Annotated in this window: 18 protein-coding genes; 15 read left to right on the top strand and 3 right to left on the bottom strand. The window is 52.2% G+C overall.

Going from position 1 to position 19564, the window contains the following annotated elements:
* Nucleotides 1-4 precede the first annotated feature (4 nt).
* From K5753_01315 to uvrA, 8 genes are all read left to right on the top strand, one after another.
* On the top strand, nt 5-1114 hold the full coding sequence (locus tag K5753_01315) for a phosphatase PAP2 family protein (protein MCR4725841.1): 1110 nt from the start codon (nt 5-7) through the stop codon (nt 1112-1114).
* Between the two features lie 32 nt (nt 1115-1146).
* Complete coding sequence (locus K5753_01310) at nt 1147-2703, top strand: acyl--CoA ligase (GenBank protein ID MCR4725840.1); 1557 nt, start codon at nt 1147-1149, stop codon at nt 2701-2703.
* 99 nt (nt 2704-2802) lie between these two features.
* Nucleotides 2803-3069: a septation regulator SpoVG gene (gene spoVG / locus K5753_01305; protein MCR4725839.1), complete on the top strand. Its 267-nt coding sequence runs from the start codon at nt 2803-2805 to the stop codon at nt 3067-3069.
* A 141-nt stretch (nt 3070-3210) separates the two neighbouring features.
* Nucleotides 3211-4542: a hypothetical protein gene (locus K5753_01300; protein MCR4725838.1), complete on the top strand. Its 1332-nt coding sequence runs from the start codon at nt 3211-3213 to the stop codon at nt 4540-4542.
* Between the two features lie 154 nt (nt 4543-4696).
* Entirely contained in the window at nt 4697-5425 is a 729-nt protein-coding gene (locus tag K5753_01295) for a hypothetical protein (GenBank protein ID MCR4725837.1), read from the top strand.
* Nucleotides 5419-5802, top strand: a complete 384-nt coding sequence (locus K5753_01290; GenBank protein MCR4725836.1) for a hypothetical protein — start codon at nt 5419-5421, stop codon at nt 5800-5802. Before K5753_01295 ends, K5753_01290 begins: the two co-directional genes overlap by 7 nt.
* Nucleotides 5802-7769, top strand: a complete 1968-nt coding sequence (uvrB, locus tag K5753_01285; GenBank protein MCR4725835.1) for an excinuclease ABC subunit UvrB — start codon at nt 5802-5804, stop codon at nt 7767-7769. Before K5753_01290 ends, uvrB begins: the two co-directional genes overlap by 1 nt.
* Nucleotides 7770-7772: 3 nt before the next feature.
* Nucleotides 7773-10592 carry an excinuclease ABC subunit UvrA gene (gene uvrA, locus K5753_01280; protein ID MCR4725834.1) on the top strand — a complete coding sequence of 940 codons (2820 nt, stop codon included), beginning with the start codon at nt 7773-7775 and terminating at the stop codon, nt 10590-10592.
* Between the two features lie 303 nt (nt 10593-10895).
* On the opposite strand, the gene K5753_01275 is transcribed toward uvrA, so the two are convergent.
* Nucleotides 10896-11273: a DUF4363 family protein gene (locus K5753_01275; GenBank protein MCR4725833.1), complete on the bottom strand. Its 378-nt coding sequence runs from the start codon at nt 11271-11273 to the stop codon at nt 10896-10898.
* Nucleotides 11270-11965, bottom strand: coding sequence for a DUF421 domain-containing protein (locus tag K5753_01270; GenBank protein ID MCR4725832.1), 696 nt, complete (start codon nt 11963-11965; stop codon nt 11270-11272). The genes K5753_01275 and K5753_01270 overlap by 4 nt, the downstream gene beginning before the upstream one ends.
* A 470-nt stretch (nt 11966-12435) precedes the next feature.
* Between K5753_01270 and K5753_01265 the strand changes: the two genes are divergently transcribed.
* The gene (locus K5753_01265; protein ID MCR4725831.1) at nt 12436-13032 is read left to right on the top strand and encodes a hypothetical protein; all 597 of its coding nucleotides are present in this window, start codon (nt 12436-12438) and stop codon (nt 13030-13032) included.
* A gap of 24 nt (nt 13033-13056) precedes the next feature.
* On the opposite strand, the gene K5753_01260 is transcribed toward K5753_01265, so the two are convergent.
* Nucleotides 13057-13839, bottom strand: coding sequence for a hypothetical protein (locus tag K5753_01260; GenBank protein MCR4725830.1), 783 nt, complete (start codon nt 13837-13839; stop codon nt 13057-13059).
* A 64-nt stretch (nt 13840-13903) separates the two neighbouring features.
* On the opposite strand from K5753_01260, the gene K5753_01255 reads away from it, so the two are divergent.
* Genes K5753_01255 through K5753_01230 form a run of 6 tightly spaced genes read left to right on the top strand, consistent with a single transcriptional unit; the run spans nt 13904 to nt 19564 of the window.
* Entirely contained in the window at nt 13904-15340 is a 1437-nt protein-coding gene (locus K5753_01255; GenBank protein ID MCR4725829.1) for a terminase family protein, read from the top strand.
* Between the two features lie 13 nt (nt 15341-15353).
* Nucleotides 15354-15662, top strand: a complete 309-nt coding sequence (locus K5753_01250; GenBank protein MCR4725828.1) for a hypothetical protein — start codon at nt 15354-15356, stop codon at nt 15660-15662.
* The gene (locus K5753_01245; protein MCR4725827.1) at nt 15610-15861 is read left to right on the top strand and encodes a hypothetical protein; all 252 of its coding nucleotides are present in this window, start codon (nt 15610-15612) and stop codon (nt 15859-15861) included. Before K5753_01250 ends, K5753_01245 begins: the two co-directional genes overlap by 53 nt.
* The gene (locus K5753_01240) at nt 15848-17713 is read left to right on the top strand and encodes a hypothetical protein (protein ID MCR4725826.1); all 1866 of its coding nucleotides are present in this window, start codon (nt 15848-15850) and stop codon (nt 17711-17713) included. The genes K5753_01245 and K5753_01240 overlap by 14 nt, the downstream gene beginning before the upstream one ends.
* A 23-nt stretch (nt 17714-17736) precedes the next feature.
* Nucleotides 17737-18378, top strand: a complete 642-nt coding sequence (locus K5753_01235) for a hypothetical protein (GenBank protein MCR4725825.1) — start codon at nt 17737-17739, stop codon at nt 18376-18378.
* 1 nt (nt 18379) lies between these two features.
* Nucleotides 18380-19564: a phage major capsid protein gene (locus K5753_01230; protein MCR4725824.1), complete on the top strand. Its 1185-nt coding sequence runs from the start codon at nt 18380-18382 to the stop codon at nt 19562-19564.

Genomic DNA, 19564 nt, shown 5'->3' with positions numbered 1-19564 from the left:
ACCAATGACAAAAGAAAAGAAAATTACCTATTTTTGCGTTTTTCTGCTCGTAACGGTGCTGTTCGTCCTCGGAGGGATTTTCGATATGAAGCTTTCCGACGCGCTCTTTCAGCCCGATAACGTGATGGCGAAGGTCTTTGAAAGCGTCGGGACGTTCCCGCCCTTCGTGATCGTCGCCGCGACGTTTGCGATGCTGTTTTTCTCGCTCGATGAGAAAAAGAGCGCGCTCTTTTTCAAGCGGCTGATTTGCGTCGGCGCGGTAACCGCGTCCTATCTCGTTTTCGGTTTTTTCGCAAGCGAGACTTATCTCGAATCCTTTGTCTATCGTTTGCTTGTCGCGATCGGAGCGGCGGTTGTCTTGACGCCGCTGACTTTTCTTGCGCTTCGCAAGGTGGGAGAGGATAAAAAGAAGCCGCTGCTTCTTTTATTGATCTTCGGATCCGTCGTCTGCGTGATCTCCACGCTTCTTGCCTCAAACGTCCTGAAATTCATTTGGAGCCGTCCGCGCTATTACGAGATGGCGTCCGCCGGTTCGTTTGCCGCATTTACTCCGTGGTACAAAATCAACGGGTTTACCTCTTCTTTGAAGAACCTCTTTACTTCCCACGGAATGCATTCCTTCCCCTCGTCGCACGTTTGCGCCGCGACCAATCTCTTTATCTTCTGCGCGATCGTCGACGTCCTTCCGGGGGATGCGGGCAGGGAAAGACGGATCGCCTTTATTTCCGCGCTGTACGTCTTTATTATGGCGTATTCCCGCATCGTGATCGGCGCGCATTTCCTTTCGGACGTTACGGGCGGATTCTTTCTCGGATTCTTGACCTACGCCGTCGCGCGGTATTTCTTCTTCCGTAAATTCGCTCCGAGCTTCGATACGAGCGCGGCGGAAGTCGTCGTTCCCGAAGAGGAGAGCAAGAATTGGGACGATTTCTCGAATGCGGACTCGCCCGAGAGGGAAGAGATAGAGATCTCTTTCGGAGAGGAGCCGAACGCCGCCGAGGAAACCGAGATCTTAACGAAACGTTTGGAAGGATCGGAAGATTCGAATTCGATCGAGATTCTTGATTCGGTGACGCTGATCCAACCGTCGGAAGAGGACGAAGAGAAAGAATAAGCAAACGGCGATACGCCGAAAAAGGACTCGATATGTCGGACGTTAACCTATCATTTTACGAATATTTTATCAGCCGCGTGCTTTCTTCGGAGCGGTGCCTTTCCTTTTACGGGCGAACGTTCGCGGGAAAGGAAGTCGCCGCGCGCGTAAACGGCGTCGCGGATGCTTTTTCGCGGCTCGGCGTCAAGAAAGGCGACGTCGTGGCGATCAATCTGCCGAACAGCCCCGAATGCGTCTTTTCGATCTATGCGCTCAATAAGATCGGCGCAACGGTTTTCGTTACGCATCCTCTGCTTCCGACGCACGCTCTGGAAAAGGAACTGAAAGAAGCGGGCGCGTCCTTCTTGATCTGCCGCGTCGGATTCGGAAAGGAGCTTCCCGTCAAGCGGATCACCTGCAATCTCGTCGGGTACTTCTCGCCCGTAAAGCGAGGGTTTCTGAAATTCTTCGCAAGAAACTTCGAAAAACCGACCTATCCTTATTCCGCCATCGGGGAAGCGCGTGTGGAAAACGCCGAATCGAGAGGCGAAGACGTCGCGTTGTATCTTCCTTCCGGCGGGACGACGGGGGAGCCGAAGATCCTTCGGATCACGAACGCCGCTTTCAATAAAAACGCGGAAGCGACCGTCTCGCTCGCGAAGATCCCGCTTGCTTCGGAAGGCGTTTTGCTCGTCTTGCCGTTTTATCACGGTTTCGGGCTGTCGTCCTCTTTGCACGGCGCGGTGTCGGGCGGCGCGGAGGGCGTCATTCTTCCGTACTTTGACGTAAAAAAGTCAGCGAAATACGTCAAAAAGGGAAAAGTTTCGATCATTCTCGGCGTCCCGAATATGTTTCGAAAACTCTTGGAAAACAAGGACTATTTAAAAGGGATCGGAAATATGGTCCTTGCGTTTTCGGGCGGCGATTCTCTTCCCGAAAAACTCAAAGCGCGCTATGACGAACGCGCGATGAGGGCGGGATCGGAAAGCCGACTGTATCAAGGCTACGGGCTCGCGGAGACGGTCTCCGTTTGCGCCGCTTGCTCCAAAGGAGAAGATAAGCTCGGATCGATCGGAAAGCCCGTCGATGCGAAGATTCGCATCGTCCGCGAGGACGGATCGGAAGCGAAAAGCGGCGAGATCGGAGAGATCGCGGTCTCGACCGATTGCATGATGGAAGGGTATCTCGGATCGAGCGATACGAGATCGGAGTTTCTTTTGACGGGAGATCTCGGCTATCGAGACGAAGAAGGCTTCTTCTTTTTTACCGGCAGAAAGAAGCGCGTGATCGTCATCGGGGGAATGAACGTCTATCCCGTGGAGATCGAACGCGCGGCGATGGACGTCGGCTTTTTGACGGACGCAGCGGCGGTCGGTTATACGGAAAACGGAAAAACGAAAATTGCTTTGTTTTGCACGGATGATTCCGAATATTCGGAAGAGATTAAAGCGCAAAAGATCCGCGAGGTCCTGTCTCAGAACGTTATCCGCTATGCGTTTCCGTCTGAAATCGTCTTTTTGAAAGAGATGCCGAAAACGGAGATCGGGAAAAAAGATTACGCCTTACTCGACAAGATCGCGTCGAAGCGCGCGCCGATCGGACGAAATTAAAAAAGTCCTATTTATCCGCATTTTGTGAGCGAAAAATTCAGTATTGACACGCGGACTCTTTCGTGATATACTATCTATATAACCAAAAGGCGGTGCTTTATGAATATAACAGATGTCAGAGTCAGACTTGCCAAAAGCGACAACGGAAAACTCAAAGCCGTCGCATCGATCACGATAGACGGCTGCTTCGCCGTGCACGACATTAAGATCATCGACGGAAATAACGGTCCGTTCATCGCGATGCCGAGCAGGAAGACGCCCGAGGGAGAATTTAAGGATATCGCGCATCCGATCAATCCGGAAGCGAGAGCGTTGATCTCCGATTCCGTTTTGCGCGCTTATCAAGAGCAGCTGGACGCCGAGTAAGTTTTTACCTTTTCGATCTTATTGAAAAATGAGTTTCGCATACTTTTTGCTTGCGAAACTTTTTTTATGCGGCGTTCGGCAGCCGTTTTTTCGTTTTTTTTTGTTTTTGACACTTTCCCGACCTTCGGCATATACAGTAGTATGCGAAATCTTTTCGAAGGTAAGAAGATCCATTTTATCGGGGTCGGCGGGATCAGTATGAGCGCGTTGATCAAGATCGCCGCAAGGCTCGGCGCGGAGACTACGGGAAGCGATCAAGTCGAGTCGGAACGCTTTCTCGAACTCAAAAAGCAAGGCTATAAAGTGTACGTCGGATCGAATCCTTCCTTTTCGGAGCGCGCGGATCTCGTCGTCTGTACGGCGGCGATCAAAACGAGCGATCCCGAGCGCGTCGCGGCGGGAGAAAAAGCGATTTCGCGCTCTCGATTTCTCTCCGAAATATGCGCGCTTTTCGAAAAAACGGTGGCAGTCGCGGGAACGCACGGAAAGACGACGGTCAGCGCGATGATCGCTTGCTGTCTTGCGGCGAGTAAAAGACCTTTCTCCGCGCATATCGGCGGCGTCGTCCGCAATTTCAACGATACCGTTTTCCTTTCCGGAAGCGAAGTCTTCGTGACCGAGGCGTGCGAGTATAAGGATTCCTTTTTGTCGCTTACGCCCGACGTGGCCGTCGTCCTAAATGCGGAACTCGATCACGGCGATTTTTTTTCCGACGAAAAAAGCGTTTATCGCTCCTTTTCGAAATTCGTCCGAAACGTAAAGCGCGGGGGAATCGCTGTCCTCGGAGAGGGCGTGTCTTCTCATATCGACGATTGCGCATATGACGAAGCGACCGCCTATAAGTACGGGGAAGATTTTTCCTTCGAGCCGCTTGAAGAAGGCGAGTTCGTTTTGAAGGTCAAAGGCGAACCCGATCGCCGTTTTATGACGCCGCTGAAAGGGCGGCATAATCTGTATAACGCCGCGATCGCCGCCTTCGTTTCCTTGAAAATCGGAGTGGAAGAGGACGCGGTTCGAATGGGACTCGCCGCTTTTCTCGGCGTAAAGCGGCGATACGAAAGAATGGGGTCGACGCTCGGCGGCGCCGCCGTGATCCACGATTACGCGCACCATCCGAGCGAGATCGAAGCGGTGATGCGGGTCGCTCGGGAAGAAGGGAAAGGGCGGCTTTTCGTCGTCTTCGAGCCGCATACCTATTCTCGGACGCGGATTCTGTTCGACGAATTCCGACGCGTTTTGTCCGGCGCGGACGTCCTGATCTTGCTTCCGACTTACGCCGCGCGCGAAACGGCGGATATGGGAGTCGGATCGAAGGATCTTTTCTGCGCGTGCAACGCCCGAGAGATGTACTGTTTTTCCCGTTACGACGACGTAAAAACGATGCTCGATCGCTCGGCGAAAGGGCAAGATACCGTGTTGATCCTCGGCGCGGGAAAGGTCGAAGAACTCGCGCTCGCTTTTTCGAAAGAATAATCTCTCGGATCGCGGATAGAATGATTTTTTTCAAACGCTCGGAAGATTCGGGCGTTTTTTCGCATTCGCCAAGCGAAACTTTTTGTGTTGCAATTTATTAAGAGAGCGTGTATAATAAATATATTATCAGGCGAAAGTATTCGGTAGGTGAGAGATGAACGATATTTCGATCAAAGTTATGGACGCGCTTTTCGACCTTTGCGAAGGCGAAGGGTATCGCATTCTGGAAGCGGAAGAGATCACTTCCCGTATTTCTTATCATACTTTTCAGCCCGATGAACTCACGGAGATCCTCGAAGTCCTCGTGGCGGACGGGCTCATCGATCTCAAATACGCGGATAACGAAGAGTATTGCGTCGCGATGCGAACGAAAGGTCGCGCTTTGATCAAGCAGTCGCGCGAGCGTCTTGCGCAGATCGTAGCCGAAGAGCCCGAGATTCTTTCCTATAAAAAAGAGCTTCAAGCCGCGGAAGAGGATCGGCAGGAGCGTATCGCGCTCGAAGAAAAGAAAGAGCGACTGCAAAAAGAAAGCGAAGAAAAAGTCCGTAAGGCGCAGGCGTCTTTTGACGAGGCGGGCGACGGCAAGGACAAAGAAAAGAAGAAAGCCGCCCTCGAAAGCGCGAAAGAGGAGAGCCGCAAACAGCAGGATCTGATCGCGGAGCTCGAAGATCGCATCGCGCTTGCGGAGAGCCGCGAAAAAGCCAGAACGACGCGTTCTTTGATCAACGCGACTCCCGAAGCTCCCGCGCCGTCGGAAGAGGAAAAGAAAAAAACTTCGATCAGTCCGAAAAAGGTGTTTTTCGCCGCGCTTTTCGGATCCGCGCTCGGCGCTGTCATCGTAAACCTGATCTTTATGATCTTGATTTTTAAGAAACTATGCTGAACAAGAAAGAGAGCGCTTTGATGCGCGTGATTTACAAGAAAACGACGAAGAACAAGGGTATGTGCTTGATCCGTCCGGTGGATATCATGATCGGTATCCCGTATTCTTTGGATTTCAAGGCGGAAGACCTCGAACCCACGATGCGCGCTTTGGTATACGACGAGTATATCGATCTCGTCGAATCGGATAAAAAAGGCGACTTTTATTATTGCGTCACCCTTCTGAAAAAGGGATTCGCGTTTCAGCGCAGCGAGGAGCAAAGGCTTCGCGCCCGCCGTTCCAGCATCGTCTGGAAGATCATTCTGACAATCCTCGGCGTCGCGCTCGCCGCCGCGCTCAAACCTCTTATTACGCTTATCGTCAACGCGATCAAATAATAATAATGGATTTCAAACTTGTCAGCCCCTTTAAGCCTTGCGGCGATCAACCGCAGGCGATCGAGAAACTCGCGGAGGGCGTGGAAGACGGTCTTACCACGCAGGTCTTGCTCGGCGTTACGGGCAGCGGAAAGACGTTTACGATGGCAAGCGTCATCGAAAAGGTCAATCGCCCCGCGCTCGTGATCGCGCATAACAAGACGCTCGCCGCGCAGCTTTGCAACGAATTCAGAGAGCTTTTTCCGCATAATCGCGTCGAATTTTTCGTCTCGTATTACGATTATTATCAGCCCGAAGCGTACGTCCCTTCGACCGATACCTATATCGAAAAGGAACTCGATATCAACGACGAGATCGATAAGCTTCGCCACTCCGCGACCGCTTCTCTTTGCGAGCGGCGCGACACGATCGTCGTCTCTTCCGTCTCCTGCATCTACGGGCTCGGCGCGCCGAAAGAATACTATTCTCACGCCGTTTCCCTTCGCGAGGGGGATGAAAAGGACCGTGACGAGGTGATCAAAAAACTCGTCGGGATCCAATACCTTCGCGCCGATCTCGATTTCCGCCGCGGAACCTTTCGCGCGAAAGGGGACGTTCTCGATATCTTCCCGATCAGCTCTTCCGAGACGGCGGTTCGCGTCGAATTCTTCGGCGATTCGATCGACCGCATCACGGAGTTCGACGTCCTGACGGGGAAAACCAAGCTTTCTTTGAAGCACGTCAATATTTTTCCCGCGAGCCATTATATGATCGGAACGGACACCGAAAAGATCCTCGCGAAAATCAACGCGGATATGCTCGTCCGCGAGAAAGAGTTTATCGAAGAAGGGAAAATGATCGAAGCGCAACGCATTCGCGAGCGCGTCTTATACGATACCGAAATGATCCGCGAGGTCGGCTATTGCAACGGCATCGAGAATTACAGCCGTTATTTCGACGGCAGAGAACCCGGGACGCCGCCTTACACGCTGACCGACTTCTTCCCGGACGATTTCATCGTCTTTATCGACGAAAGCCATATGACGCTTCCGCAGATCCGCGCGATGTATAACGGCGACCGTTCGAGAAAGCAAAACCTCGTGGATTACGGATTCCGACTTCCCGCGGCGTATGACAATCGCCCGCTGAAATTCGACGAGTTTTTGGATCGCGTCCCGCAAATGATCTGCGTCTCCGCGACGCCCGCTCCTTACGAACTCGAACGGGCGGGGCAGGTCGTGGAGCAACTCATTCGCCCGACGGGGCTTTTGGATCCCGTCGTCGAAGTCAGACCGATCGAAGGGCAGATCGACGATCTCCTCGGCGAGATCAAAAAGACGACCGCGGCGGGCTATCGCACTCTCGTTACGACCTTGACAAAGCGTATGGCGGAAAACCTAACCGATTATCTCAAAGAGCAGGGCGTAAAAGCGATCTATATGCATTCGGATATCGTGACGCTCGAACGAATCAAGACGGTGAACGCGCTTCGCTCCGGGGAGTACGACGTCCTCGTCGGCATCAACCTTTTGAGGGAGGGTCTCGATATCCCCGAAGTCGGGCTGATCGCGATTCTCGACGCGGATAAAGAAGGGTTTCTCCGAAGCGAGACCTCTCTCGTCCAGACGATCGGCAGGGCGGCGAGAAACGTGGACGGTCGCGTCGTCATGTACGCGGACGTCATGACGGACAGTATGAAAAAGGCGATCGGCGAGACCGAGCGCAGAAGAAAAGCGCAGGCGGCGCATAACGAAAAATATCATATCACGCCGCGCAGCGTCGTTAAAAAGATCGTAAACACGATCGAGATCTCCAAGCCCGTCAAGGAAACGGCGCCGAAAGAAAAACTCGCGCCGAAGGAACTGGACAGGCAGATCGAGCTCGTTACCGCTTTGATGAAGCGGGCGGCGGCGAGTCTGGATTTCGAAACGGCGATCGAACTCAGGGAGCAACTGCAAGCCTTACAGGCTGCGAGAAAAGGACGATAGAAAATGGACGAGAATTTAACGATAAAAGGGGCGCGTCAAAACAACTTAAAGAATATCGACGTTTCGATCCCGAAAAACAAACTGACCGTTTTTACCGGTCTTTCCGGAAGCGGGAAATCTTCGCTTGCGTTCGACACGATCTTTGCCGAAGGGCAAAGGCGTTACGTCGAAAGTCTCTCTTCTTACGCGCGCCAATTTATCGGCAGAGCGGATAAACCGGACGTCGACTATATCGAAGGGCTTTCGCCCGCGATCTCGATCGACCAAAAGACGACGAGTCGAAACCCGAGATCCACCGTCGGGACGACGACGGAGATCTACGATTTTATGCGTCTTTTATACGCGCGTATCGGCATTCCTCACTGCCCGAACTGCGGGAAAGAGATCAAAGAGACCTCGATCGACCAGATCACGGACAGCGTTATGGCGGCGGGAGAAGGCGCGAAAGTCCGCGTCCTCGCGCCCGTCGTTCGCGGAAGGAAAGGCGAGTACGGCAGGCAGATCGAAGGCTATAAAAAACAGGGCTTTTTGCGCTTCATTATCGACGGGACTGATTATTCGGCGGACGACGAGATCCCCGCGCTCGATAAACAACTCAAACATCATATTTCCGTCGTCGTCGACCGATTGAAGATCAAAGAAGGCGCGGAACGCCGCTTGACGGATAGCTTGGAGATCGCGCTCAAAATGACGGGCGGCATCGTCGTCGCAGAGACGGACGGCAAAGAGACGCTCTATAACACGAAGTACGCCTGCCCGGACTGCGACGTCAATATCGAAGAACTGACGCCGCGCTTTTTCAGTTTCAACTCTCCGTTCGGCGCGTGTCCGAGTTGCCACGGCATCGGTTTTCGTTACGAAGCGGACGTCGATCTGATCGTCAAAGATTGGAATAAGAGCGTGAACGGCGGAGCGATCAACAATATCGGTTGGAGTATGGAATCCAAGACCGTCGCGCAGACGATGCGCGCGCTTGCGAAGAAGTACGGCTTTTCGCTCGACACGCCGATGAAAGACCTCCCGAAAAAGATCCTCGATATCATTTTATACGGAAATCACGGCGAAGTCTTCGAAGTGGACTACGTTACGCAAGCGTTCTCGGGAAGCCATAAAACGACCTACGAAGGCATCGTCAATTTGATCAATCGCCGCTACGACGAAACGGACAGCGTCTTTATGAAATTCGAGTACGAACGCTTGATGCGCGTCGTTCCCTGCGCGGCTTGCGGCGGCAAACGCCTCAGAAAAGAAGCGCTCGCGGTCACGCTCGGAGAAAAAAATATTGCGGAATTATGCGATAAAAGCATAAAAGATCTGCAAATCTTTTTCGATGATCTCGCGTTGAACGATCGCGAAAAACTGATCTCGAATCAAGTGATGAAAGAGATCAAAGCGCGCCTCAATTTCTTGGTCAACGTCGGGCTCGGATACCTTACGCTTTCGCGCTCTTCCGCGACCCTTTCGGGCGGCGAATCTCAGCGCATCCGACTCGCCACGCAGATCGGAAGCGGACTCGTCGGCGTTTTGTACGTTTTGGACGAGCCGAGCATCGGACTCCATCAAAAGGATAACGAGAAACTTATCGCCGCGCTCAAACGCCTACGCGATCTCGGGAATACCCTGATCGTCGTCGAACACGACGAAGACACGATCCGAAGCGCGGATTATATCGTCGATATCGGTCCGATGGCGGGCGTCCTCGGCGGCGAAGTCGTGGCGACGGGAACCCCCGAAGATATTCAAAAATCTCCTCGCTCGATCACGGGCAAGTATCTCTCGGGCGAGATGAAGATCGAAATTCCGAAAGAGAGAAGAAAGCCCGACGGACGCTTTTTGGAAGTCCTCGGCGCGAGCGAAAACAACCTTCATAATATCGACGTAAAGATCCCCGTCGGGCTCTTTACCTGCGTGACGGGCGTCAGCGGAAGCGGAAAGAGCAGTTTGGTCGGCGGGATTTTGTATCCCGAACTAACGAAGAGGCTGAACGGCGCGAAAAAAGTCGTAAACGGAAAATGCAAGGAGATCCGCGGGATCGAGAATTTCGATAAGGTCATCGATATCGATCAATCCCCGATCGGGCGCACGCCGAGGAGTAACGCCGCGACGTATACGGGCGTTTTCAACGACATTCGCGATCTCTTCGCGCATTCTCCCGACGCGAAAGAGCGGGGGTACTCTTCAGGGCGGTTCAGTTTCAACGTCCCGGGCGGCAGATGCGAGAATTGCTCGGGCGACGGCGTGATGCGCATCGAAATGAATTTCCTTCCCGACGTCTACGTTCCCTGCGAAGTCTGCGGCGGGAAACGCTATAACCGCGAAACCCTCGAAGTCCGTTACAAAGGAAAAAATATCGCCGAAGTCCTCGATATGACGGTCGAGGAAGCCTGCGATTTCTTCCGCAATATTCCGAAAATCTATAATCGAATCAAGACGCTTTACGACGTGGGTCTCGGCTATATCAAGCTCGGACAACCCGCGACGGAGCTTTCGGGCGGCGAAGCGCAGAGGGTAAAACTCGCGACCGAGCTTTCGAAGCGCGGCACGGGAAAGACCGTCTATATTTTGGATGAGCCCACGACGGGATTACACAGCTACGACGTGGATAAACTTATAAAGATTTTGAATCGCTTGACCGAGAGCGGGAATACCGTCCTCGTGATCGAGCATAATCTCGACGTGATCAAGGTCGCGGATTATATCGTCGATCTCGGACCGGACGGCGGCGACGGCGGCGGTAGGATCGTTGCCGAGGGAAGCCCCGAAGAGGTCGCGAAAGTCCCCGGCAGTTATACGGGCGAATTCTTAAAAAAGATTCTTTCTTAAAAAGAGATCCGACGCAGACGGCGTCGGACTTCTTTTTATTTATCGGATTTTCCGATCAAACAAAAAAAACCGCGATCGGGCGAACGCTCCGTAAACGGATTTTAAGATTGCTGATTTTCGGCAAAAGTGCAGAAGGGTTGCAAGTGCGAGGCTCGACGAGGAATCGGGTATAGCTATTTCCAATGAGATCGGAGCGCAGTGATTAGGCGAACGCTCCGCAAGCGATCGGATGGGAGAATACTGCTTGTATATGATCGACGAGAGCGATGCGGTAGAGAAGCATAAGCGCCCTATATGATCTCATTAAAAAATGTGTTGCCAATGAAAACCCAATATATGCGGGGTGTTTTCGCACATTTCGACGATGATCGCCGCAGTCGCCGTCGCGGACTTATCGTCCTCCGCTTCGATATATCCGATAAGCTCCGCGATCCTCAAAACCATCTCTTTCGTCTCGTTATGCGGAGTGACCGCTTCAAGGAAACTGCGCTTTCCGAGCCATTCTTCTTGCAAAGATTTCGCGGCGGGGAGCGCGGTCCGAACGTCCGCTTCCACGGCGCATTTTACTTCTTTCGCGCTCGATCCCATTTTATCGTAGATCCTGACGATGCAGATCTGTTCCGCGATCCCGGCGGCGAGGATCAAGAGGAGGACGGACAGGGCGAGGATCAGCCGTCTCATACCGTTTCTCCCGTAATGGCTTTTCCCTTATAGGGTTGCAAAAAGACTTCTCGGTTTTTATCCACAGTCAGCAAAAGGACGTCGCTTTTTCGGATCCCGTGCCGTTCGAGTAGCGTGCGGATCGAGTCTTCGCCTACGCCCGTGATCACGAGGTTTTCGGAGAAAGTCGCGCCTTCGCAGATGATCGGGTAGGGCATTTCGCTTGCGTCCACCGAGACTTTCATATCGTTCGGCGTGACGGGCGCGAACGCGCTTTTCGGCAGGACGCTGAGCGTTCCGTTCGTCTCCATAATCGCGTACGCGACCTCGCTCGGATAGAAGTAACCCGCCGCGCGAAGCGCGTGCAAAAGGTCGGTCACGTTCATATCCAATTTGTCGAGAAGGCGATGATCGATCCCGCTCGGCGAGATGACGACGACGGGTACGCCGTTCAAAAACCGATTGAATTTATGATTTTTACTCGCAAGTTTCGTGATCGCGATATGAAGGATAAACATCGTAAACATCGGAATGATCCCATAAGAAAGCGGGATCGAAGTGTCCGACATCGGGATGCAGGCGAGTTCCGCAACAATCAATGTTATGACGAATTCGAAGGGCTGCAACTCGGATAATTGGCGTTTGCCCATAAGGCGCATTATGAACAACAGAAAAACGTAAGTGATGATCGATCGAATAAAGACGGTTAGCATAATGGTAGGTTGCGCGATCCGTTCTCTTTTTATCACGAACGGCTTCGACGAATGGAATCGAAAACGTCCCATTTTTCGTGCGTACTTCGAATTATCTCAAATCGTAAAGCAAGAGGCGCATTTCGAAAGCCTCGGAATCGGAGCTTAAAAACGGGATCGAAACGTGAGTAAAATGCGAATAATATGCATTTTGAATTTTGAACGGAAAATTTATGGCACGAAGTTTGCAATTTTGAACAAAAATGAATTATGATTAAAATATGGGCGAAAAAGGCTTAAAAATCGCCAAAAATTGACTTTTGTTCAAAAATATATCCAAACATACGAAAGATTTAATACGTTCTTTACAATTTTTGTTTTTATGCGAAAATAGTGACACGTCCGCATTGACTTTTGAGGGAAACGTGATATATTGATGATGTGAACATTTGTTCGCATTACAACGGGCGATTTTGAGAAGGAGGATAAAAATGGAAGACAGATTGTTGGTAGCAAAGGCGCTCGTTTCGTGTTACGCGCATATCGATGACGTTTGCGAAGCGCTGGAAAGGAGCGCGGAGAAATGCGCTCTCGATGGGTTCTATGCAATTTATCCGAGCGATCAGATGAGACTTTACGAACGCCTTATTAAGAATAACGAAAGAAAAAGAAATTTGGTAAATATGAAATACGTGATCGAGAGGGGACTCTCCGGAATCAAAACCGGAAACGCCGCCTTGCTTCGCGAGAGATACGAATTCACACTGGCAAGATCGGATCTGATGAAAAAACTCGGGATCTCGCTTCGAACGCTGTATCGAAGGTTCGATCGGGCGCTCGAAGAATTCGCTTGCGCGCTCGATCGATTCGGGTTCGATCAAAAGAGGATTCTTCGGGAATTCGGTAACGAACCTTTGTTCTCCGTTTCGCTGAATCGGGTCATTAAAGAGGACGACGAGGCGCGAGAGATGCGCGAAAAAATGAAGAACGCCGCGTTCGATGCTTATTCCGAACGGTATCAAACGCGCGTGATCGTCTTCCAGCAAACGGCGGAAAGCGGATTCTCGCGAACGGAACAATGCGTTTAAGACGAGGAGGAAATTTTTACAAGATCAATCGTCGTAATAATCGTCGTAATCGTCCTCGCGGTCGTAGCGGCGGCTCCTTTGCGGAGCGGAAGGGCGGCGACGGGGTTTGAATAAAAGAAAGACGATGACTAAAAGGGGAACGATCATTCCGATGATCAGAAGCAGTCGAACGACGTCGAAAGAATCTTTCGTCGGCTCGGATGAGGCTTCTTTCCCGCTTGCGGGGTTCGAAGGATCGGGCTGAACGACGCTGTTTGGATGAACGGGCGCGAAAGAACTTTCGAGCAGAGATAAATTATTCGTCAGCGAACAATGCAAATAATAGACTTCGTTCGCATACAAGACGGCGAACCAGACGGGCGTGTCGTACGTCCCTTTTTCTCCGTTCACTTTCCCGAGATAGGTCAAAGAAAGCCCGCTCGCGGCGATCTCGGTGCGCGAGGAAAAAGAGGGGGAAGAATATAAAACCGTCTCTATATGCGCGGTGACGGAAGTCGACGTGTAATAAGGATTCGGGACGTTTTCTTCCGGCGTATCCGAAAAATCGGAAATTTTGATCAAGCCTTTGACTCCGTTATACTCGATCAAATGATAGGTCGGAGCGTAGGAGAGGCGAAGGATCTTTACGTAGTAGGTTTTCGGCAGAGTAAACATCGCGGCTTGGATCGCGGTGTTTTCATAAAGAGAGATTCCGTCGCGCTCGACTTTCAAATAAAAAGAGGTTTCCGCGGAAGCGGAAGCGGGAGCGGCAAGGGTAAAGCAGGCGATCACCGCAAGGAGAAGAAAAACGGGCAAAATGCGTTTCATACCGCTATTATATATCATTTTTCGAAAAATGGGAAGAGCGGAACGCAAATGAAGGTGTCGGGAAATGAAAAAAAAGATCGGACAAGAAGAGATCATACGGAAGATCGCCGAAATCGAGCGACTGCAAACCTTTCGGGAAAAACACGATAAGCTCGGAAAATACAACAAAGAAAAAGTCCACGAAAAGCAGATGATCTTCCATAAATGCCCGAAACGCAATCGCTGGGTCTTCGGCGGGAATCGCAGCGGAAAAACGGAATGCGGCGCGGTGGAAGCCGTTTGGTGGGCGAGAGGGATCCACCCCTTTCGGCAAAACAGGAAAGACGTCTGCGGTTGGGTCGTCTCGCCGACGTACGAAGTCCAAAGAGAGGTGTCGCAAAGTAAGATCTTATCCTATCTTCGACCCGAATGGATCGAGGACGTCACGATGCAATCGGGCAGAAAAAGCGCGCCCGAAGGCGGCGTCATCGATTATATAACGATCCGTAACGTCTTCGGCGGCGTCTCCCGCATCGGATTCAAAAGCGCGGATCAAGGCAGAGAACGCTTTCAGGGCGCGTCGCTCGATTTCGTCTGGTTCGACGAAGAACCGCCGCGCGACGTTTACGAAGAATGTCTGATGCGCGTAATGGATCGAAAGGGCGAGATCTGGGGAACGATGACGCCTTTGAAAGGCAGGACGTGGGTCTACGACGAGATCTTTATGAACCGAAAGAACAATTCGGAGATCTGGTCGATCACGATGGAATGGGCGGACAATCCTTATCTTGATCCGTCGGAGATCGAGCTTTTGACCGGCGCGTTCGACGAGGAAAGCGTCCAAAGTAGGCGATACGGAAAATTCGGCGACGAAGGGGGATTGGTCTATCCCGAGTTCGACGAAAGCATCCACGTCGTCGATCCGTTCGAGATCCCGCGGGAGTGGTACGATACGATTTCGATCGACCCCGGACTTCATAATCCGCTGTCCTGCCATTTTTACGCGGTCGATTACGACGGAAACGTCTACGTCGTCGCGGAGCATTACGAGAGCGGAAAGGATATCGATCACCACGCGAAACGCATTCACGAGATCGCGGACGAACTCGGCTGGCATCGGGATGAAAAGGGAAGACTTCGCTGCATTATCGACAGCGCCGCGAATCAAAAGACGCTCGCTTCCCTGCGGTCGGTCGCCGATCTTTTCTATGAAAAAGGCGTCATCTGCAACACGTCGGTCGACAAGGATCTTTGGTCGGGGATCGCGCGCGTCAAAAGTTGGTTCAAAGAGCGACCGCCGCGCATCGTCATCTTTCGGAATTGCGTCCATATGATCCGAGAGATCAAGGGCTATTATTGGGGAAACGGTGACGCTCCCGTAAAGGCGGACGATCACGCGATGGACGAACTCCGATATTATCTGATGAGCAAGCCGCGCCCTTGCGCTCCGAAAAAAGAAGAACTGACGCCGCAGGCGAGATTTAAGAACAAACTGCTCGGTCGGCGCGGGAAAAACTATTGAGAAGGAGGAAACAATGATCGATGAAAGGCTCGTAAACTCTCTCTACAAAAAGGCGATCGGCTACACCGCAAAAGAAAAGACGACGGAGTATTCCGCGGAAGGCGACGTCATCAAACAAAAAGTAACGAGCAAGCATTATCCGCCGGACATCTCCGCCTTGAAAGCCTATTTGGAGATCGTCTCGGAGGAAGGGGCTTTGGAAAAAATGACGGACGAAGAACTCGCGGAAGAAAAGAAGCGATTATTAAAACTCTTGGAGGAAACGGAAAATGGAACTGATAAAACTGAAAGTCAAAGCAAAGTGCGACGTCGGGTTTTGTAAGAATCTCGCCGCGTTCGCCGTGGCGCCCGATCTCTCTCGGCCGCGCGTGCCTTGGAAAAGGGAAGCGGGCGGCTTGTATCTTTGCCGCGCGTGTATGGAAAAGATGTACGAATTGTTCGGAAGGGAGATCGTCCCGAAAAGCCCGGACAGCCTAATCAAGAAAGCGGAAAAAAGGAGGGAACAGAATGAAAAAAGATGAGTTCGAAACGCAGGAAGACCTCGTCGCGGAGATAAGAAAGGATTTCGAGGCGCGTCGCGAAGCGAGGAAAAACCTTGAAATGCAATGGCGATTGAATTTGAATTTCGTCATGGGGAATCAATACTGCGAGATCGGGCAAACGGGGGATATCGAAGACTACGGAAAGCAGTACTTTTGGCAGCAGCGCGAAGTTTATAACCATACCGCGACCATCCTCGAAACGCGAACGTCCAAACTCAGCGCCATTAAACTCGGCATGTCCGTGCGCCCGCTGACCGCCGACGAATCGGATAAAGCCGCGGCGGCTTTTTCCGGAAAGATCCTGAATTCCGTCTTCAACGAGTTGAATTTACAGCAGCTCATTTACGAAGCGAATATGTGGAGCGAAGTTACGGGAACCGCGCTTTACAAGGTGACTTGGAATAAGCATAAGGGCAGAAAGATCGGGAAAAACGGGAAGGAAGAACTCTTTGACGGCGACGTCGAGATCGAAGTCGTCCCGCCTTTCGAGATCTATCCCGACAGCGTGACGAACGCGCACGTCGACGACTGCCGCAGCCTGATCCACGCGAAAGCGTATTCGGTCGAGGAGATCGAGGATATTTGGGGCGTGGAGGTCCCCGCCGAAAGCGTCAGCGGGTTCGTGGTCTCGGGCGGAAGCACGATCGGCGGGCTCGGTTACAGCGGATTCGTCCGCGCGATGGGAGCGGAAACTCTAGAAAATCACGCGATGGTGATCGAGCGTTACGAACTGCCGACGACGGCGTATCCCCAAGGCAGGCTCGTCATTTGCGCGGGGAATAAAATCGTCTTCGACGGACCGCTTCCCTATATCAATAAGGAAGGCTCGCTCAGAGGATATCCTTTCGCGAAGCAAACCTCCGTCATGAATCCGGGGAACTTTTTCGGCGCGTCGATCGTCGAAAGGATCATCCCGATCCAACGCGCGTTCAACGCCGTCAAAAACCGTAAGCACGAATATCTGAACCGAATGACGATGGGCGTGCTCGCGGTCGAGGACGGAAGCGTGGACGTCGAGAACCTCGAAGAAGACGGGCTTTCGCCGGGGAAAGTCATTATCGTCAGGCAGGGCGGAAGGATGCCGCAAATGTTGGAGATCGGTTCCGTCCCCGCCGAACTCGTCCGCGAAGAGGAGAGACTCCTCGAAGAGTTTACGATCATCAGCGGCGTCAGCGCCTTGATGAAGTACTCCGAAGCGCCGTCCACGAATACCAGCGCGAAAGCGATCTCGCTTTTGATGGAGCAGGACGATTCGAGACTCAAAGTTACGGCGAACGAGATCCGCGGCGCGATCAAAGAAGTCGCGAAGCAAGTCCTGCGGCTTTATAAACAATTCGCGGTCAAACAGCGGATGAAACGGATCGCCGGTGAGAACGGGGAGATCGAGTACAAGCTCTTCGATCGAAACGATATCAGTTCGGACGACGTCGTCTACGACGTCAGCGGCGACGTCCTCGAAACGGCGTCCGCAAGGCGCAATCGCGTGATCGAGCTTTTGAACCTCGGTCTTTTGGCGGACGACGACGGAAGAATCAGCGCTTCGAACAAACGAAAGATCCTCGAAATGCTCGGCTTCGGAAACTGGGAAAGCGCGAGAGAACTCGACGATCTTCACGTCAATCGGGCGAAAGAAGAGAACGAGCGCGTCCTCAAAGGCGAAATCGAATGCGAGGAAGTGGATGACGACGCGCTCCATATTGCGGAACATACCCGCGCGATCATCGGAAAAGAATATCCCTACGACGAGGCTGCGAAGAAACGCCTTCTCGATCATATCAAAATGCATAAACGCAGACAAGCGCTCATCAAGAGCGTGGAAGCAGGCGCGTAAGCGCAAATATAAGGAGGTAAATTATGCTTGAAGAAATGGAACAAACGGCGGCTTTGCCCGAAAACGACGATCAAAACGAACGCGTTTCGGATAACGAAAAACCCGTCTCCGTCGGAAAATTCGCAAACGGCGAGGAACTGTGGAAAGCGTATCGAAATCTCGAATCGGAATTCACGAAGAAATGTCAGCTGATTAAAGAGTTGGAGGAGAGAAGCGCATCTTCCCCCGCCGAAAAGGGAGGCGAAAGATCCACCCCTCTGTACGAAAAGGAAAACTGGGATGATAAAGTTGCGTCCTTCGTCGAAGAATATCCGATCGCGAGAGAGTACGCGACCGAGATCAGTTCGATCTTGAAATCCGATCCCGAACTCGCGGGAAACGAGCGTTGTCTCGAAATCGCGCTCGGGAAAGCCGTTTCGAAAAACTACAAAGATCCCGAAAGCATAATGCAAGACGGAGAGTTTTTGGAAAAGTACGTCTATAAAAACGAAAAGATTCGCGATAGATTCGTCAAAGAGTATCTTTCCGAACTCTCTCCCCTCAGCGGCGTTCCCGATTTGATCACGCATGGCGGCGCCGCTTCCGTTTTACCGCCGAATCGAGCGAAAACCTTCGAAGAGGCGGGAGCCATGACGGAAAAAATGATAATGGAAAGGAGGATGTAATATGATTTCTTTATCGACTGCCGATAAAGCGTTGAAGACGCTTTATCTCGGAGTAATCACCAACCAACTCAACACCAAAACGAACGCTTTTCTCGGAAAAATCGAGCAATCCACCGCAAACGTTTGGGGTAAAAACATCGTCCGTCTCGTGCCGTACGGCGTAAACGGCGGCGTAGGCGCGGGAAGCGAAACGGGCGATCTCCCCGCGGCATCCGGCAATTTGTACGTGAACTTTACGACCACGCTCAAAAACCTGTACGGAACGATCGATATCTCGGATAAAGCGCTCCGCGCCAGCGAAAACAACGCGGGCGCGTTCGTCAATCTGTTGAACAGCGAGATGGAAGGGCTTCTCAAAGCGAGCAAGTTCCATTTCAGCCGTATGCTGTACGGCAACGGATCCGGAAAACTCGGCGTCACCGTCGCGAATCCCGGAAATAGCGACAGAAACCTGATCAAGTTCAGCAACGTCAGAAATTTCCTCGAAGGAATGTTGATCGACGTTTACGCCGACGGGCAAAACACCCCGATCGTCTCGCAAAGGCGCATTTTGGCGGTGGATCATAACGAAAACACCGTCAAGATCGACGGAACCGCGCCTTCGGAGCTCATCGGCGCGAACTATTTCGCGACCCTTCAAAACAGCAAGGACTCCGAGCTGACCGGATTGGAATCTCTTTTCAATATGAGCGGTCTCGTTTACGGGCTCAACCGCGCGACCTACAAGTTCCTGAATCCTTATATCCGAGCCAACGCCGGCGCGATCCATTCGGGAATGATCCAAGAAGCGATCGACAAGTTGGAGGAAGTCTCCGCGTCCGACGTGGATTTCATCAGCACGTCTTACGACGTCAGACGTTTCTACCTCGATTATCTTGCGATGAGCCGCACGAATATCGACTATATGAATCTCGACGGCGGCTTCAAGGCGATCTCCTATAACGGAATCCCCGTCATCGCGGAACGCTTCGTGGATAACGGGACGATGTATCTTTTGAGCAGCAAAGACTTCAAGATCCATCAGCTCTGCGATTGGAGATGGCTCGAAGGCGAAGAGGGCAAGGTCCTTACGCAAAAGCCGGGAACCGCGACCTTTACCGCGACCCTCGTCAAGTATGCGGATATGATCTGCGACAAGCCGGGCGGTCAGGGTAAGATCACGGGCATTACCGCGGCTTCGGCATAA

The sequence above is a fragment of the Clostridia bacterium genome (genome assembly GCA_024685775.1).
In the GTDB taxonomy this organism is placed as follows: Bacteria; Bacillota; Clostridia; order Christensenellales; family CAG-1252; genus CAG-1252.
This window is presented reverse-complemented; position numbering and strand designations above follow the sequence as displayed.

Bases quoted from the DNA above. Each gene is read 5' to 3' on its own strand.
- K5753_01315 (MCR4725841.1), top strand. From the start codon at position 5: ATGACAAAAGAAAAGAAAATTACCTATTTTTGCGTTTTTCTGCTCGTA.
- K5753_01310 (MCR4725840.1), top strand. From the start codon at position 1,147: ATGTCGGACGTTAACCTATCATTTTACGAATATTTTATCAGCCGCGTG.
- spoVG (MCR4725839.1), top strand. From the start codon at position 2,803: ATGAATATAACAGATGTCAGAGTCAGACTTGCCAAAAGCGACAACGGA.
- K5753_01300 (MCR4725838.1), top strand. From the start codon at position 3,211: ATGCGAAATCTTTTCGAAGGTAAGAAGATCCATTTTATCGGGGTCGGC.
- K5753_01295 (MCR4725837.1), top strand. From the start codon at position 4,697: ATGAACGATATTTCGATCAAAGTTATGGACGCGCTTTTCGACCTTTGC.
- K5753_01290 (MCR4725836.1), top strand. From the start codon at position 5,419: ATGCTGAACAAGAAAGAGAGCGCTTTGATGCGCGTGATTTACAAGAAA.
- uvrA (MCR4725834.1), top strand. From the start codon at position 7,773: ATGGACGAGAATTTAACGATAAAAGGGGCGCGTCAAAACAACTTAAAG.
- K5753_01275 (MCR4725833.1), bottom strand. From the start codon at position 11,273: ATGAGACGGCTGATCCTCGCCCTGTCCGTCCTCCTCTTGATCCTCGCC.
- K5753_01270 (MCR4725832.1), bottom strand. From the start codon at position 11,965: ATGCTAACCGTCTTTATTCGATCGATCATCACTTACGTTTTTCTGTTG.
- K5753_01265 (MCR4725831.1), top strand. From the start codon at position 12,436: ATGGAAGACAGATTGTTGGTAGCAAAGGCGCTCGTTTCGTGTTACGCG.
- K5753_01260 (MCR4725830.1), bottom strand. From the start codon at position 13,839: ATGAAACGCATTTTGCCCGTTTTTCTTCTCCTTGCGGTGATCGCCTGC.
- K5753_01255 (MCR4725829.1), top strand. From the start codon at position 13,904: ATGAAAAAAAAGATCGGACAAGAAGAGATCATACGGAAGATCGCCGAA.
- K5753_01250 (MCR4725828.1), top strand. From the start codon at position 15,354: ATGATCGATGAAAGGCTCGTAAACTCTCTCTACAAAAAGGCGATCGGC.
- K5753_01245 (MCR4725827.1), top strand. From the start codon at position 15,610: ATGGAACTGATAAAACTGAAAGTCAAAGCAAAGTGCGACGTCGGGTTT.
- K5753_01240 (MCR4725826.1), top strand. From the start codon at position 15,848: ATGAAAAAAGATGAGTTCGAAACGCAGGAAGACCTCGTCGCGGAGATA.
- K5753_01235 (MCR4725825.1), top strand. From the start codon at position 17,737: ATGCTTGAAGAAATGGAACAAACGGCGGCTTTGCCCGAAAACGACGAT.
- K5753_01230 (MCR4725824.1), top strand. From the start codon at position 18,380: ATGATTTCTTTATCGACTGCCGATAAAGCGTTGAAGACGCTTTATCTC.